Source organism: Methylobacterium sp. 1030 (genome assembly GCF_040544715.1).
Lineage (GTDB): Bacteria > Pseudomonadota > Alphaproteobacteria > Rhizobiales > Beijerinckiaceae > Methylobacterium.
This window is the reverse complement of sequence record NZ_JBEPKM010000007.1, coordinates 142088-158148: the sequence shown is the minus strand read 5'-3', so window position 1 is coordinate 158148 and position 16061 is coordinate 142088. Positions and strand designations below refer to the sequence as shown.

General features: G+C 72.2%; 12 protein-coding genes and 1 pseudogene. 6 read left to right on the top strand and 7 right to left on the bottom strand.

Features of this window, described 5'->3' with window-relative positions; all coding sequences use genetic code 11:
* Positions 1-95: 95 nt before the first annotated feature.
* Entirely contained in the window at positions 96-545 is a 450-nt protein-coding gene (locus ABIC30_RS12005) for an RNA polymerase subunit sigma-70 (protein ID WP_100252838.1), read from the bottom strand.
* A gap of 206 nt (positions 546-751) precedes the next feature.
* Here ABIC30_RS12005 and ABIC30_RS31810 point away from each other — a divergent pair.
* From ABIC30_RS31810 to ABIC30_RS11985, 5 genes and pseudogenes are all read left to right on the top strand, one after another.
* Positions 752-946, top strand: a pseudogene (locus ABIC30_RS31810) (Kdo hydroxylase family protein); the annotation flags it as partial.
* A gap of 94 nt (positions 947-1040) precedes the next feature.
* Complete coding sequence (locus tag ABIC30_RS31805) at positions 1041-1172, top strand: Kdo hydroxylase family protein (RefSeq protein ID WP_502915839.1); 132 nt, start codon at positions 1041-1043, stop codon at positions 1170-1172.
* A gap of 16 nt (positions 1173-1188) precedes the next feature.
* Positions 1189-1488, top strand: coding sequence for an antibiotic biosynthesis monooxygenase family protein (locus ABIC30_RS11995; RefSeq protein WP_042673072.1), 300 nt, complete (start codon positions 1189-1191; stop codon positions 1486-1488).
* 126 nt (positions 1489-1614) lie between these two features.
* The gene (locus ABIC30_RS11990) at positions 1615-6921 is read left to right on the top strand and encodes an alpha-2-macroglobulin family protein (RefSeq protein ID WP_354455168.1); all 5307 of its coding nucleotides are present in this window, start codon (positions 1615-1617) and stop codon (positions 6919-6921) included.
* Between the two features lie 286 nt (positions 6922-7207).
* Complete coding sequence (locus ABIC30_RS11985) at positions 7208-8332, top strand: mechanosensitive ion channel family protein (protein WP_354455166.1); 1125 nt, start codon at positions 7208-7210, stop codon at positions 8330-8332.
* Positions 8333-8435: 103 nt separating this feature from the next.
* Here the strand turns inward: ABIC30_RS11985 and rlmN are convergent, their stop codons facing one another.
* On the bottom strand, positions 8436-9710 hold the full coding sequence (rlmN, locus tag ABIC30_RS11980) for a dual-specificity RNA methyltransferase RlmN (RefSeq protein ID WP_041372269.1): 1275 nt from the start codon (positions 9708-9710) through the stop codon (positions 8436-8438).
* A 98-nt stretch (positions 9711-9808) separates the two neighbouring features.
* Between rlmN and ABIC30_RS11975 the strand changes: the two genes are divergently transcribed.
* A complete protein-coding gene (locus ABIC30_RS11975) occupies positions 9809-10465 on the top strand; it encodes a class I SAM-dependent methyltransferase (protein ID WP_100252835.1) in 657 nt (218 codons plus the stop codon).
* Positions 10466-10621: 156 nt separating this feature from the next.
* Here ABIC30_RS11975 and grxD read toward each other — a convergent pair whose 3' ends face one another.
* From grxD to recQ, 5 genes are all read right to left on the bottom strand, one after another.
* Positions 10622-10960 (bottom strand): Grx4 family monothiol glutaredoxin, encoded by a 339-nt coding sequence (gene grxD / locus ABIC30_RS11970; RefSeq protein ID WP_012318124.1) that lies wholly within the window; start codon positions 10958-10960, stop codon positions 10622-10624.
* Positions 10961-10999: 39 nt separating this feature from the next.
* Entirely contained in the window at positions 11000-11494 is a 495-nt protein-coding gene (locus tag ABIC30_RS11965; protein WP_354455164.1) for a DUF29 domain-containing protein, read from the bottom strand.
* A 23-nt stretch (positions 11495-11517) separates the two neighbouring features.
* Entirely contained in the window at positions 11518-11754 is a 237-nt protein-coding gene (locus ABIC30_RS11960) for a BolA family protein (RefSeq protein WP_007568343.1), read from the bottom strand.
* Positions 11755-11780: 26 nt separating this feature from the next.
* On the bottom strand, positions 11781-14006 hold the full coding sequence (gene purL, locus ABIC30_RS11955; protein WP_354455162.1) for a phosphoribosylformylglycinamidine synthase subunit PurL: 2226 nt from the start codon (positions 14004-14006) through the stop codon (positions 11781-11783).
* A gap of 154 nt (positions 14007-14160) precedes the next feature.
* A complete protein-coding gene (recQ, locus tag ABIC30_RS11950; RefSeq protein ID WP_091927279.1) occupies positions 14161-16002 on the bottom strand; it encodes a DNA helicase RecQ in 1842 nt (613 codons plus the stop codon).
* Positions 16003-16061 lie beyond the last annotated feature (59 nt).

Here is a 16061-nt window from a genome sequence, read left to right as displayed (position 1 = left end):
GAGCGGAGCGGAGCGATCCAGCGTCGCCGCGCTTCGCAGAATCGCGCTGCCCTGGGTTGCCTCGCTCCGCGCGAGGACGACGGCGCGGCAGCCCCTCAGAGATCCCCCAGCGCCAGCTGACCCTGGTTGCGCGCCTTCGGCGGCGCGGTCTTGCGCTCCTTGGCCCGCCCGGAGGCGGGGCGCGCGGCGGCCGCCTTCCTGGGCTTCGGGTCGCCGCGCATCCGGGCCACCGCCTTGTCGCGGGCCACGGCCTCCGGGGCGTTCGGGTCGTCGCTCAGCCACTTGCCGCGCTTGATCACCTCGTTCACGCGGCCCTGGTTGACCCCGACCTTGAAGGCGATCTCCTGCTGGGTCATGCCCGTCGTGGCGTGCAGGTCCAGGATCGCCCGGGCGAGTTCCGGGGTCATCTTCTGTCCGGTCAGCCGCCGGGCGGGCTTCACCGTCCGGGTGGCGCGATCGCGCTCGCGCAGGCGCTCCAGCAGCGCCAGCGCCATGTTCATGCCGTGCTCGCGCAGGGCCTCCTCGAATTCCTTCAGGGTCGCCATCGGCGCCATCCTCCGCCGGGCTCTCGGGCCGGGTGCTGGCCGGGGAACGTGCCGGGAACGAAGCGGTTGCGCAAGCCGATCCGGCGGGTGCCCACCGCCGCGCCGGTGGATGACACCCGCCGTCCACCGGAAATGCGCGGCCCTGGCCTCCCCCCGGCGGCTCCGCTAGAGGGGGCCGGACCGTGACGGCCGCGGGCGCGCAGACGATGATCACCCCGATCCGCAGAATTGTCCCCGGCGAGGCGTCCGGCTCCCGGGCGCGGGGGCTGGAGGCCGCGGCGGTGCTGCTGTTCCCCGATCTGCCCTTCCCGTTCAGCGCGTTCGAGCGCCGGTTCACCGAGCGGCCCTTCGCGGACGGCAGGGCCGAGAACGTCTGCATCCGCGGCGCGGCCGCCGAACTGCGCGGCGCGGCCGGCACGCCGGAGGAGCGGGAGTCCCTGCGCCGGCTGCTGATCCGCGTCCGCGCCTTCACCCGGGACCCTCTCGGACCTCGTGATGCACGGCGCCATGGGCGGCCGCTACATGCTGGAGCAGACCGCCTACCTGCCGGTCGCCGCCCAGGCCGACCCCACCTTAAGCCCGCAGCGCATCCTCGCGGCCAAGCTCGGCCGCGCCCTTCACACCTGAGACAGGAACCGCACCGATGATCCTCGAAATCGCGCAGATCGAGATCAAGCCCGGCCTCGAGGCCGAGTTCGAGAAGGGCATCGCCGAGGCCTCGGCGATCTTCAAGCAGGCCAAGGGCTGCCGGCACTTCGAGGTCCGGCGCTCGATCGAGCATCCGCAGCGCTACCGCCTGCTGATCCACTGGGACACGCTGGAGGCCCACACCAAGGACTTCACCGGCTCGCAGCCCTGGCAGGATTACCGCGCCCTGGTCTCCCACTGCTTCGCCGGCCCCGTCGCCGTCGAGCATGCCGAGCAGGTGCTGAAGGCGTTCTGAGCCTCGGCGCGAGGCCGGGCAGGGCCTACAGCGATCCGAAGCGTTGCGAGCCCGACCGCCGGTGCTAGGCTCCGGCGCGACGGGACCCGGGACGAATCATCGGGATTGCGGGTGGGGAACAGGCTGATGGCGCGGCTCGGACGGCTCGCGGGTGCCCTGGCGCTCCTCGGAGGGATCGCCGGCAATCCGGCCCTCGCCCAGACCGCGCCAGCCCTGTCCCCACCTGCGGCCCGCACCGCGCCCCGCCCGGCGACGGCTGTCGCCGCGCCGTTCGCCAGGACCTTCGTCCGGGCCGACCTCGCCAGCGCGGCGGTCCGCCTGGAGACCGCGCTCAAGGCGGAGGCCGGCGGCCCGCTGCGGCCGGCCGGCCAGTCCCGCGCGGCCGGGCTGGCCCTGCTCGCCGCCGATAAGCCCGACGAGGCGCTGGCGCCTTTGACCGCCGCGGTGGCGGCCGATCCGGCCGACGCGCGCAACTGGCAGGCCTATGCCCGGGGGGCCGCGGCGGCCCTGGGTGCCCTCGAGGACAACGACTACCAGGGCCGGTCGCGCCTGCGCGGGCGGGTGACGGCCGCCGCCTACCGCGCCTACGAGCGCGCCGGCACGGCGGCCGACGCCGCGGCCGCGCTGGCGGCGCTCGGCGCCGCCGAGGCCGAGCAGGAATCCTGGCGCCCAGCGCTCGACGCCTACGCGGCGAGCCTCGCCCTGGCCGAGACCGGTTCGGTCCGGGAGACCTACGAGACCGTGCGGGCGCAACACGGCTTCCGCGTCCTCGACTACAAAGTCGATTCCGACGCGGCCGCTCCCCGGGCCTGCTTCACCTTCTCGGAGGCGATCCGCCCCAAGACCGACTACGCCCCCTTCGTGGCCGTCTCCGGCAGCAGCGCGGCCGCCGTGACCGGGGAGGGCTCCCAGGTCTGCGTCGACGGGCTCAAGCACGGCGGCCGCTACGCCATCGTGGTCCGCCAGGGCCTGCCCTCCGCGGTCGGCGAGAGCCTGCTCAAGGCCGCCGATTACGAGATCTACGTCCGCGACCGCGCCCCGCAGGTGCGCTTCACCGGGCGCAACTACGTCCTGCCCCGGACCGGCCAGGCGGGCGTGCCCCTGGTCTCGGTGAACGCGCCCAAGCTCGACGTCGAGGTGCTTCGGATCGGCGATCGCGGCCTGCTGCCGACCCTGCGGTCGGAGGATTTCCTGGGCCAGCTCAGCGGGTCCACCGCCCGGACGATCGCGTCCGAGAAGGGTCAGCGCGTCTGGAAGGGCACCCTCGACACCGCCAAGGCCGAGCTGAACCAGGAGGCCGTCACCGCCTTCCCGGTCCTCCAGGCCATGGGCAAGCTCGAGCCCGGCCTCTACGTGATGCTGGCCCGCCCCTCCGGCACGGCCGCCTCCGACGAGGAGTACGACACCCAGGCGACCCAGTGGTTCGTGGTCTCCGACCTGGGGCTCACCGCCACCAAGGGCCGGGACGGGGTCACCGTGGTCCTGCGCTCGCTCGCCTCCGCGCAGGTGATGCCGGGCGCCGAGATCCGGCTGGTCGCCCGCAACAACGAGGTGCTGGGCACCCGGACCACGGACGCGCAGGGCCACGTCGCCTTCGATCCCGGGCTCGCCCGCGGGGAGGGCGGTCTGGCGCCGAGCCTCGTGGTCGCCCAGGCGGGCGGCGATTACGGCTTCCTCGACCTCAACCTCGGCGCCTTCGACCTCACCGACCGCGGCGTGAAGGGACGGCCCGAGACCGGCGGCCTCGACGCCTACCTGTTCCCGGAGCGCGGGGTCTACCGCACGGGCGAGACCGTCCAGCTCACCGCCCTGCTGCGCGACCCCCGCGGCGCCGCCGTGCCGGACCTGCCGCTGACCCTGGTGGTCAAGCGGCCGGACGGCGTCGAGTACCGGCGCGTCTCGGTGCCCGACCAGGGGCTCGGCGGCCGGGCCCTGCCGCTGCCGCTCCTGTCGGGGGCGATGCACGGCACGTGGCGGGTCTCCGCCTACACGGACCCGAAGGCGCCCGCGATCGGCGAGACCAGCTTCCTCGTGGAGGATTACGTCCCCGAGCGGCTGGAGGTGACCCTCAAGGCCCGGCAGGCGGCCCTGAACCGGGGCGAGGCCGCCCAGGTCGACGTCGCCGCCCGCTACCTCTACGGCGCCCTGGGCTCCGATCTCGACGTGTCGGGCAGCGTGACCGTGCAGGCGGCGGCCAACAGCGGCATCAAGGGGCTGGAGAATTATTCCATCGGTCTCGACGACGAGGCCGTGGAGCCGACGACCCAGGAGTTGCAGGACCACGCCACCACGAACGCGCAGGGCGCCGCCACCGTCACGGTGCCGGTGCCCCAGGTCGCGGCGCCGCGGGCGCTGGAGGCGAAGATCACGCTGGCGGTCGGCGAGCCCGGCGGCCGGGCGCTGTCGCGCAGCCTGACCCTGCCGATCCTCCCGGCGAGCCCGGTCCTCGCCCTGCGCAAGGGCTTCACCGACCTCAAGGAGGGCGGGATCGCGGGCTTCGACGCGGTGTTCGCGCGCCCCGATGGGGCGCTCGTTGCCCGGCCGGGCGTGAGCTGGACCCTGTCGCGGATCGACTCCTCCTACCAGTGGTACCGGGCGGACGGGCGCTGGTCGTTCGAGGCGGTGAAGTCCGCCCGGCGCGTCGCCAGCGGCACCGTCGACCTCACGGCCGCCGGCCCGAGCCGGATCGAGGCGCCGGTCGGCCTCGGCCGCTACCGGCTGGAGGTCTCGACCGCGGGCGCCCCGGAGGCGGGTGCGAGCCTCGGCTTCGAGGTGGGCTGGGGCGGCTCCGAGACCGCGGAGGCGCCCGACCTGCTCGACCTGACCCTTGACAAGGCCGCCTACGCCGCCGGCGACACGCTGCGGGCCAAGCTCAGCCCGAAGTTCAAGGGTCAGGCCAGCCTGATGGTCGTCAGCGACCGCGTGCACCAGACCCTGGAGGTCAGCGTGCCGGAGGGCGGCACCACGGTCAGCATCCCGGTGAAGGCCGAGTGGGGCGCCGGCGCCTACCTGGTGGCCACCGCCTACCGGCCCCTCGACCAGGCGGCCAAGCGCCTGCCCGGCCGGGCGCTGGGTCTGGCGTGGTTCTCGGTGGACCGGGAGCGCCGCAGCCTCGGGGTCGCCCTGAAGGCGCCGGCGCGGGCGCGCCCGCGCCAGGACCTGACCCTGCCGGTCCAGCTCACCGGGCTGAAGGCCGGCGAGCCGGCGCGGATCACCGTGGCCCTCGTCGATGTCGGCATCCTCAACCTGACCCGCTACGCGGCGCCGGACCCGACCCAGTACTTCCTCGGCCAGCGGGCGCTCGGACCGGAGGTCCGCGACCTCTACGGCTACCTGATCGACGGCATGCAGGGCTCGGCCGGGGCGATCCGCTCCGGCGGCGACGCGGGCGGCGGCGAACTCGCCGATTCCCCGCCGACCCAGGCGCCGCTGGCGCTCTATTCCGGCGTGGTGACCGTGGGGTCGGACGGCGCGGCCAGCGTCACCTTCCCGATCCCGGCCTTCAACGGCACCGGCCGCGTCATGGTCACAGCCTGGAGCGGCGACCGGGTCGGGCAGGCGCAGGCCGACGTGATCATCCGCGACCCGGTCGTGCTCAGCGCCACGCTGCCGCGCTTCCTCGACACCGGCGACCGATCGCGCCTGTTCGTGGCCCTCGACAACGTCGAGGGGCAGGCGGGCGAGTACACGGTCGACCTGAGCCCGACCGGCCCGGTCGTGGTCGGCGCCAGCGCGCTGCGCCAGACGCTGCGGCTGGAGGCCGGCGCCAAGGGCCAGTTCGCGATCCCCCTCACCGCCGCCGGACCCGGCACGGCCCGGCTCGACCTCGCCCTGTCGGGGCCCGGCCTCCCGGCCGCCCTCAACCAGAGCTTCGCCCTCGGGATCTCGCCGGGGACGGGCGCCCTGCTGCGCCGCTCGGTGCGCAGCCTCGCCCCCGGGGCGAACCTGACGCTGACCTCGGACCTCCTCGCCGACCTGCAGCCCGGCACCGGCAGCGTCTCGCTCTCGGCCACGGCCCTCCCCGGGGTCGACGTGGCGGCCCTGCTCCGGGCGCTCGACCGCTACCCCTACGGCTGCTCCGAGCAGGTGGTGAGCCGGGCGATGCCGCTGCTCTACGTCAACAAGCTCGCGGCGCTGGAGAAGCTCGCCCTCGACAACGGCGCCGACGAAAGGGTGCGCGAGTCGATCGAGCGCCTGCTCGCCCGCCAGGATTCGAGCGGCGATTTCGGCCTGTGGTCGGCGCAGGGATCGAGCGACCTCTGGCTCGACGCCTACGTGACCGACTTCCTGACCCGCGCCCGCGAGCGCAACTTCGCGGTGCCGCAGAAGGCCTTCGCCCAGGCCCTCGACTACCTGCGCAACGCGGTGGCCAACGCCACCGAGGTGCGCAACGGCGGCGCCGACCTCGCCTACGCGGCCTACGTGCTCGCCCGGAACGGCCGGCCGGTGATGGGCGACCTGCGCTACCTCGCCGACACCAAGATCGGCGACTTCTCCTCCGCCCTCGGGCGCGCGCAGCTCGCCGCCGCCCTGGCGCTGCTCGGCGACCGCGGCCGGGCCGCCAAGACCATGGAATCGGCGCTCACGGTCCTGCGCGCCGAGCGCGACAAGGGTGTCTACCGCGCCGATTACGGCTCCCGCCTGCGCGACGGGGCCGGGCTCATCACCCTGGCCGCCGAGAGCGGGCTGGCGCAGGGGGCGCTGGGCCCCGCGGCTTCCGCGCTCGGCGAGGAGCAGCAATCCGAGCGCTCGACGAGCACGCAGGAGAATGCCTGGCTGGTGCTCGCCGCCGAGAGCCTGTCGAACGAGGCGGGCGCCCTCTCGTTCACCCTGGACGGCGCCCCGCAGACCGGGATGCTGGCGCGGGTCTATCGGGAGGCGGCCCTGGCCGACCGGGGCGTGCAGCTCACCAATACCGGCCGCGCGCCTGTGCAGGTGGCCGTGACCGTCAACGGCAGCCCCCTGGTGCCGGAGCCGGCGGCGCAGCAGGGCTACACGATCGAGCGCAGCTTCCGCCGCCTCGACGGCAGCGTCGTCGATCCGGCGAGCGGCCTGCGCCAGAACGACAGGCTGGTGGTGGTGCTCAAGGTCACCGAGGCCAAGGCGGAGGCGGCGCGGCTCCTGCTGGTCGATCCGCTGCCGGCGGGGCTGGAGATCGACAATCCGAAGCTCCTCGACGCCGACGCCCTCCAGGGGCTCGCCTTCGCCAAGTCCGACGTGCAGCCGGTCCACACCGAGTTCCGGGACGACCGCTTCGTAGCCGCCTACGACCGCGACCCGAGCCAGTCGGCCTTCTTCACGGTGGCCTACACGGTGCGTGCGGTCTCGCCGGGGACCTACGTCCATCCGGGCGCCACCGTGGAAGACATGTACCGGCCGGCGCGGTTCGGCCGGACCGCCTCGGGCAGCGTGACGGTCGGGGCCGCGAAGTAGGGCGGCGTTCGGACGCTTCGATCGGTGCTCCCGCCCGTCATCGCGAGCGGAGCGAAGCGACCCAGGGTAGCGCGCCATCGGTGAGCGTGGCGCTACCCTGGATTGCTTCGCTGCGCTCGCAAGGACGGTGGTGCGGAGGCCGTCGTCCGGATCCGACTAGGACGTCACGGCGCAACCCGCCGGGTCGGGCTGCTGCATTGCGGCGGGCACATGGTGCGCTGCGGAACCGCCGCGAGCGCCCACCCATTCCCACAGGTCCCGTTCGGAACCCGTGGAGCGATGCCCGATGCCGGACCTCGACGCGCTCGCCGGCTCCGCAGCCCGCGCGCTGGCCTACCTGCCGTGGTGGGCCGAGAGCCTGATCCTCATCGTCGCCTGCTGCGCCGTGGTGATGCCCCTGCACGGGGTGGTCTACCGGGCGATGAAGCGGGCGGTCGCGGGCAAGAGCCTGTTCTGGCGCTCGCTGGTCGCGCGCACCCGCGGGCCGAGCCGCCTCGGCCTGATCGTCGTGGCGATCAGCCTCGCCTCGACCACCGTGCACCTGTCCTGGGAGGTGCGGATCGCCCTCAACCAGATCCTGCTGGTGGCCTTCGTGACGCTGACCGGCTGGTGCTGCGCCACCGCGCTCCACATCGCCACGGTGATCTACCTGCGGCGGTTCAAGCTCGACGCCGAGGACAACCTCCTGGCGCGCAAGCACTTTACGCAGATGCGCATCCTGGAGCGGGCCGGCGTGACGCTGGTGGCGCTCGTCACCCTGTCGGTGGCGCTGATGACCTTCGAGCCGGTGCGCCAGTACGGCGTCAGCCTCCTGGCCTCGGCGGGCGCGGCGGGCCTCGTCCTGGGCCTCGCCATGCAGCCGGTCCTGTCGAACCTCGTGGCCGGTATCCAGATCGCCATCACCCAGCCGATCCGGATCGAGGACGCGATCATCGTCGAGAACGAGTGGGGCTGGGTCGAGGAGATCACCGCGACCTACGTGGTGGTCCGCCTCTGGGACTGGCGCCGGCTGGTCCTGCCCCTGACCTACTTCATCCAGAAGCCGTTCCAGAACTGGACCCGCGACGGCGCCTCGCTGATCGGCAGCGTGTTCGTCTACGTCGACCACCGGGCGCCGGTCGCGGCGATGCGCGGGAAGCTCGCCGAGATCGCCGGGGCCACGCCCCTGTGGGACGGCAAGGTGGTCAACCTTCAGGTCTCGGACGCGAAGGAAGCGACGATCGAGATCCGGATGCTGGTCAGCGCCCGCAACGCGCCCCAGGCCTGGGACCTGCGCTGCGTGGTCCGCGAGGCGATGATCACGTGGCTCCAGGCCGAGCACCCGGAGGCCCTGCCGCGGCACCGCACGGAATGGGTCGGGGCCGCGGAGATGCCGCTTCGCCGTGCGGAGGAGCGGCGGTTTGCGGCGTGAGCCACCTCGTCATCGCGAGCGCAGCGAAGCGACCCAGGGCTGCGCGCCATCTGTGCGCGTGGCGCTACTCTGGATTGCTTCGCTGCGCTCGCAAAGACGGGTGTCAGTCGTCGGCGCCGGCGTAAAAACTCTCCACGCCGATGCCTTCCTCCTGCATCAGCCGGGCGCGGGCGCGCAGCTTCTCGGTCTCGCTCTTGAGCTGGCCGCAGGCCGCCAGGATGTCCCGGCCCCGGGGCGTGCGCACCGGCGAGGCGTAGCCGGCGTTGAACACGATCTCGGAGAAGCGCTCGATCCGGTCCCAGTCCGAGCACTCGTAGCGGCTGCCCGGCCAGGGGTTGAACGGGATCAGGTTGATCTTGGCCGGTATGCCCTTGAGCAGGCGCACCAGCTCCCGCGCGTCCGCGTCCGAATCGTTGACGCCCTTCAGCATCACGTACTCGAAGGTGATCCGGCGGGCGTTGCTCAGGCCCGGATAGGCCCGGCAGGCCGCGAGCAGCTCGGCGATCGGGTATTTCCGGTTGAGCGGCACCAGCTCGTCGCGCAGGTCGTCGCGCACGGCGTGCAGCGAGATCGCTAGCATGGCGTTGGCCTGCTCGCCGAGCCGCGGGATCTGCGGCACGACCCCCGAGGTCGAGACCGTGATCCGGCGGCGCGAGAGGCCGAGGCCCTCCTGATCCGACATCACCCCGACCGCGTCGACCACGGCGTCGAGATTGTAGAGGGGCTCGCCCATGCCCATGAACACGATGTTGGTCACGAGCCGGCCGACCTCGCCGGAGCCGCCGGCGTCGCGGCTCGGCATCTGGCCGGGCCAGTCGCCGAGCTCGTCCCGGGCGGTGACGAGCTGCTGCACGATCTCGGCCGCCGAGAGGTTGCGCACGAGGCGCTGCGTGCCGGTGTGGCAGAACGAGCAGGTCAGCGTGCAGCCGACCTGGGAGGACACGCACAGCGTGCCGCGGTCGGGCCCCGGAATGTAGACGCACTCGATCTCGGCGCCGCGATTGTGCTCCTGCCGGTTGGTCGGCGCCATGCGCAGCAGCCACTTGCGGGTGCCGTCGCGCGAGACCTGCCGGCTCGCCACCTCCGGCCGCTCCAGGGTGAAGTGCTCGGCGAGCTGCGCCTTCAGCGCCTTGCCGACATTGGTCATCTCGGCGAAGTCGGACGCCCCGCGGAAATTGACCCAGTGCCAGACCTGGCCGGCGCGCATCCGGCTCTCGCGCTCGGGCACGCCCATGCCGATGAGCTGCGCCTTGAGGGCGTCGCGGGTCAGGCCGACCAGCGAGGGGCGGCGGCCGGGCAGCGCCTCGGGGAGGAGATCCGGCGCCTTCTCGATCGCGGCATCGGCCGCGCGGGCGCTGTCGAGCGACGGCGTCGCCATGGCGTTCAAACGATCCATACGTTGGAAAGGGTCTGATATACGCGATCGCGGCGGCGAAGGCGAATGCGCGCCGCCCACAGGGGGCCTGACGGAGAGCCATGGCGACCGACACCCGAGCCGGGCAGGCGATCTACAATCCGCGGACGCTACAGATCTACGACCTCGTGGTGCTGCGCCTGTCGAACCCCCTGATCTGGCGCTGCCCGACGGCGCGGATCCTGGATCTCTACGACCGGCACGCGGGCCTCGCGCATCTCGACGTCGGGGTCGGGACCGGCTGGTACCTCGACCGATGCCGGTTCCCGGCGCCCGCGCCGCGGGTCGGCCTGATGGACCTCAACGCCGACAGCCTCGCCTTCGCGGCCGACCGGATCGCGCGCTACCGGCCCGAGACATACCGGGTCGACGTGCTCGGTGCGCCGGCCAGCGGCATCGCGCCGTTCGACTCGATCGGGATGACCTACCTGCTGCACTGCCTGCCGGGCGACATCGCCGCCAAGGCGAAGGCCTTCGACACGGTGCGACCGTGCTTGGCCGACGACGGCGTGGTGTTCGGCGCCACGATCCTGTCGGGCGGCGTCCCGACCACGGGCGCGGCGCGGGCGCTGATGCGGGTCTACAACCGCAAGGGGGTGTTCTCGAACGCCGCCGACACGCTGCCGGCGCTGCGCGCGGCGCTGGACCGGCGGTTCCGGTCGGTCGAGATCACGGTCGTCGGCTGCGTGGCGCTGTTCGTGGCGCGGGAGCCGCGCTGAGTCGGTTGCCGTCTTTGCGAGCGGAGCGAAGCAATCCAGCGGCGCCACGCCCGCCGAGCTCGCGCTGCCCTGGGTTGCTTCGCTGCGCTCGCAAAGACGGGCACGAAAAAGGGCGCCCGCGGGCGCCCTCATCCAATGTGCCGAGTCTCAAAAGAGTCAGGCGGCGGCGGTCTTCACCGGCACGCCCTTCTCGGACAGGAAAGTCTGCAGCTCGCCCGACTGGAACATCTCGCGAGTGATGTCGCAGCCGCCGACGAACTCGCCCTTCACGTAGATCTGCGGGATGGTCGGCCAGTTCGAGAAGGCCTTGATGCCCTCCCGAATCTCCTGATCGGCCAGGACATTCACGCCCTTGAACGGCACGCCGAGGTAGTTGAGGATCTGCACCACCTGCCCCGAGAAGCCGCATTGCGGCATCTGCGGCGTGCCCTTCATGAACACCACCACGTCCTGGGAGGCGATCTCGTTCTGGATGGTCGTGTTGACGTCGGTCATCGCTCTGTCCTTGTTCGTCGGTCGTATGTGAGGTCTGAGTCAGCGGCGCGCAACCGAAGCGGCGATCGTACGAAGTGCGCGCTCAATATCGAAAGTCTCGGTCAGCAGATCCTCAGGACGGATCGGGCAGGCTTCCGGCAGCCCCGGGAGCAGCGCGTTCCCATAGGCGCTAAGACCAGCCTCGGCAGCCGTGACGGCCGATTTCCAGATCCTGCTCCAGTTCAGCCTTTGCCGCATCGACGCTTCGTAGGCGTTCCAGGCGGTGATCTGGAAGGTCGCGACCTCCTCCCGCCAATGCAGGCTGGCCGGCGCGAGCGGGGCGGACGCGCGCTTGAGGAGGTGGGCGAGCGTCTGGATCAGCAGACCTTCGACGGCCCGCAGATGCGAACGCCCCTTGCTCTCGATCTCCTCGGCAACGTTCTCCCAATCGACCGCGTTCGACAGCTCAGGCCGTTCGGCCAGCGCGCGCAGGGCCGCCGCCTGCTCCTCGGCCCAGGTCACGATGTCGTCGTCGTAGAGACTCGGTCGGTCCATCGGGAGCGCTCCCGCGAGAAGGCTCAATCCTGCGGGACGCCCGTGGTCAGCGCAAGGGCGTGGAGCACGCCGCCCATCCGGCCCTGGAGGGCGCCGTAGACCATCTGGTGCTGCGCCACCCGGGTCTTGCCCTTGAAGGCCGCCGACAGGACGGTGGCGGCGTAGTGGTCGCCGTCGCCCGCGAGGTCGCGGATCTCCACCTGCGCGTCCGGCAGGGCCTCGCGGATCATGCGCTCGATCTCGCCCGCATCCATCGGCATCGGGAAACTCCTCGTCAGAACGGGGCTCAGGCGGCCGGCGCGGCCGGTTGGCTCGCCATGTAGTCGGGCAGCCAGCCCTCGTGCGCCGCAGTCAGGTCGGCGAGCGATATGGTCTCGCCGCCCGGCAGGGTCAAACGGTCGGAGCCGGCGACGCCGACCGAGGCCGCGGCCACGCCCTGGGCGGCGGCGGCCGCTAGGAGATCGGTGGCCGTTTCCGGCCGCACCGCCAGCAGGTAGCGGCCCTGGTCCTCGCCGAACAGGTAGGTGTGGGCCGGCAGGTCCACCGGCACGTCGGAGAGCGCCGCGCCGATCCGGCCCGCCATGGCCATCTCGGCGAGCGCGACGGCGAGGCCGCCATCCGCGAGGTCGTGGACCGTGTCGACGGTGCCGGCCTGGATCAGGCCGCGGACGAAGTCGCCGTTGCGGCGCTCCAGGGCGAGGTCGACGGGCGGCGGCGCCCCCTCCTCGCGGCCCTCGATCACCGACAGGTAGGCCGACTGACCGAGCCAGCCCTCGCTCGCCCCGATCAGCACCAGCACGTCGCCTTCGCGCTTCAGGGCGATGGTTGCGTGGCGCGCCACGTCGTCGAGCACGCCGACGCCGCCGATGGTCGGGGTCGGCAGGATGCCGACGCCGTTGGTCTCGTTGTAGAGCGAGACGTTGCCCGACACGACCGGGAAGTCGAGCGCCCGGCAGGCCTCGCCGATGCCCTGGAGGCAGCCGACGAGCTGGCCCATCACCTCGGGCTTCTCCGGGTTGCCGAAGTTCAGGTTGTCGGTGATGGCGAGCGGCTTGGCGCCGACCGCCGTGATGTTGCGCCACGCTTCGGCCACGGCCTGCCGGCCGCCCTCGACCGGGTCGGCCTCGCAGTAGCGCGGGGTGACGTCGCAGGTGAGCGCGAGGCCCTTCGGTCCGTCCTCGACCCGCACGATGGCGGCGTCGCCGCCGGGCTTCTGGACGGTGTTGCCTAGGATGAAGTGGTCGTACTGCTCGAACACCCAGCGCTTGGAGGCGAGGTCGGGTGAGCCGACGAGGCGCTTCAGCGCGTCGGTGAGCGAGGCCGGGGCCGGGACCTCGGCGGCCGCGATCACCGGCTGGTGGGTGTTGGCCAGATGCGGCCGATCGTAGAGCGGGGCCTCGTCGCCCAGTTCCTTGATCGGCAGGTCGGCCACGGTCTCACCGTGCCACTTGATGACGAAGCGCAGCGTGTCGGTGGTCCGGCCGATCACCGCGAAGTCGAGCCCCCACTTCACGAAGATGGCTTCGGCCTCGGCCTCCATGCCGGGCTTGAGCACCATGAGCATGCGCTCCTGGCTCTCCGAGAGCATCATCTCGTAGGGGGTCATGCCCTCCTCGCGGGCCGGCACTTTGTCGATGTCGAGCTCGACGCCGAGGTCGCCCTTGGCGCCCATCTCGACCGCCGAGCAGGTTAGGCCGGCCGCGCCCATGTCCTGGATGGCGATGACCGCGCCCGAGGCCATCAGCTCCAGGCAGGCCTCCAGCAGCAGCTTCTCGGCGAAGGGGTCGCCGACCTGCACGGTCGGGCGCTTCGACTCGGATTCCTCGTCGAACTCGGCCGACGCCATGGTGGCGCCGTGGATGCCGTCGCGGCCGGTCTTGGAGCCGAGATAGACGATCGGGTTCCCGACGCCGGCGGCGGCCGCGTAGAAGATGCCGTCGGTGCGGGCGAGCCCCACCGCCATGGCGTTGACCAGGATGTTGCCGTCGTAGCGCTTGTGGAAGCCGGTCAGGCCGCCGACGGTCGGCACGCCGAAGGAGTTGCCGTAGCCGCCGACGCCCGCGACCACGCCCGAGACGAGGCTGCGGGTGCGCGGGTGGTCGGGGGAGCCGAAGCGCAGGGCGTTGAGCGCCGCGATCGGCCGCGCGCCCATGGTGAAGACGTCGCGCAGGATGCCGCCGACCCCGGTCGCCGCGCCCTGGTAGGGCTCGATGTAGCTCGGGTGGTTGTGGCTCTCCATCTTGAAGACGCAGGCGTGGCCGTCGCCGATGTCGATGACGCCCGCGTTCTCGCCCGGTCCCTGGATCACCCACGGCGCCGAGGTCGGCAGCCCGCGCAGATGCTTGCGGGAGGACTTGTAGGAACAGTGCTCGTTCCACATGGCCGAGACGATGCCGAGCTCGGTCAGCGTCGGGTCGCGCCCGATCAGGCCGCGGAAGCGTTCGTACTCGTCCGGCGTCAGGCCGTGCTGGGCCACGAGCTCGGGGGTGATCGGAACGTCGTTGCGGAACATGGGCGGTCTCGACGAGGGCGGTCCGGGAGCCCCGGCAGGGCCCTCGACCCGATGCGCGACCCGAACCGGGCCGCGCGCGGCGACGGTGACGGATTAGTGCGTTCCGCCACCGCGTTGCAATACGCCGGCCCTGCTGGCCGTGTATGGGTGCCGGTCACGCGGCCGGCGGATGGGCCAGAAAATCGGCGATTGCGGCCACGAACCTGTCGCCGTAGGCCTCGCGCTTGCGCTCGCCGACCCCGTGGACGGTGCGCAGCGCCCAGAGATCGACGGGCTTCTGACGGGCCATCTCGATGAGGGTCCGGTCCGGGAAGACCATGAAGGCCGCGATGCCCTCGGCCCGGGCGAGCGTGGCGCGCAGGCCGCGCAGGTGCTGGAACAGCGCCTCGTCGGTCTCCGAGAGGGCGATCTCGCCGTCCTCGCGGGCGGCGGCCCGGCGGCGCTCGCGGGACTCGGTCTTCGGCTCCGGATCGGGGCGGAGCTGGACCGGCTCCCGGCCGAACAGGATCGCCTCGCCCTTCTCGGTCATGGACAGGCCGCCGTAGCCGTCGGCGTTCTCGGCGATCGCCCCGGCGGCGAAGAGCTGGCGCAGGATCGCCCGCCACGCCGCCACCGGCTTGTCCGCCCCGACCCCGAAGGTCTTGAGGCTTGCGTGGCCGTTGCGGCGGATCTGGTCGCTCTCCTTCCCGTGGACCACGTCGCAGATATAGGCCGCGCCGAAGCGCTGGCCGGTGCGCACGATCGCCGACAGGATCTTCTGGGCCGGGACTGTCCCGTCCACGAGGGTGACGCCGCCGCGGCACAGGTCGCAGCGGCCGCAAGCACCGCTCGACTCGCCGAAATAGGCGAGCAGCGACTGGCGGCGGCAGGTGGCGCCCTCGCACAGGGTGATCATCGCCTCGAGCTTGCGCCGCTCGACCCGGCGGCGGTCGTCCGAGATCTCCTTCTCGTCGATCTGGCGGCGACGGAGCGCCATGTCGTCGAGGCCGTAGAGGGTCAGGGTGTCGGCGGGCAGCCCGTCGCGGCCGGCGCGGCCGATCTCCTGATAGTAGCCCTCGACGTTGTTGGGCATGTCGGCGTGGCAGACGAAGCGCACGTCCGGCTTGTTGATGCCCATGCCGAAGGCGACGGTGGCGGTCATCACCACCCCGTCCTCCTGCAGGAACCGGTCCTGGTTCGCCATCCGCGTCGCTTGGTCGAGACCGGCATGATAGGGCAGGGCGTCGAACCCGTCCTTCCGGAGGGTTTCGGCGAGCTGCTCGGTGCGCTTGCGCGACGAGCAGTAGATGATCCCGCTCTCCGCGCGCCGGTGCTTCAGGAACCGCTCGATCTGCCGGGCCGGGTTGTCCTTGGGCTGGAAGGTCAGCCGGATGTTCGGCCGGTCGAAGGAGTGGACGAAGATCTTCGGGGGCCGGTCCTGCGGGAACAGGCGCTCGGCGATCTCGGCGCGGGTCGCGGCGTCGGCGGTGGCGGTGAGCGCCAGGGTCTGGACGTTGCCCAGCGCCGTCCGGGCGCGGGCGATCTCCCGGTACTCGGGCCGGAAATCGTGCCCCCACTGCGAGACGCAGTGGGCCTCGTCGACGGCCAGCCGCCGGACGCCGGCGCCGCGCAGGGCGTCCATACAGCCGTCCATCAGCAGGCGCTCGGGGGAGACGAACAGCAGCCGCAGGTCGCCGGAGCGCAGGGCGCGCCACGTCTCGCGGGACTCGGATTCCCCGACCGTCGAGTTCAGGGTCGCGGCGCGGATGCCGACGCTGCGCATCTGCTGGACCTGATCGTGCATCAGCGCGATCAGCGGCGAGACCACCACGGTGAGCCCCGGATCGACCAGCGCCGGGAGCTGGTAGGTCATCGACTTGCCCGAGCCCGTGGGCATCACGGCGAACACGTCGGTCCCGTCGAGCACCGCGCCGATCACCTCGTCCTGGCCGGGGCGGAAATCCTCGTAGCCGAACGTCTTCTTCAGCGCGGCGCGGGCCTCGTCGAGGCGGGTCATCGGGATCCTTGATCGGGTGTCTGCACCGGGCTTGCGGCGCGGATGTGTAGACACTAGCC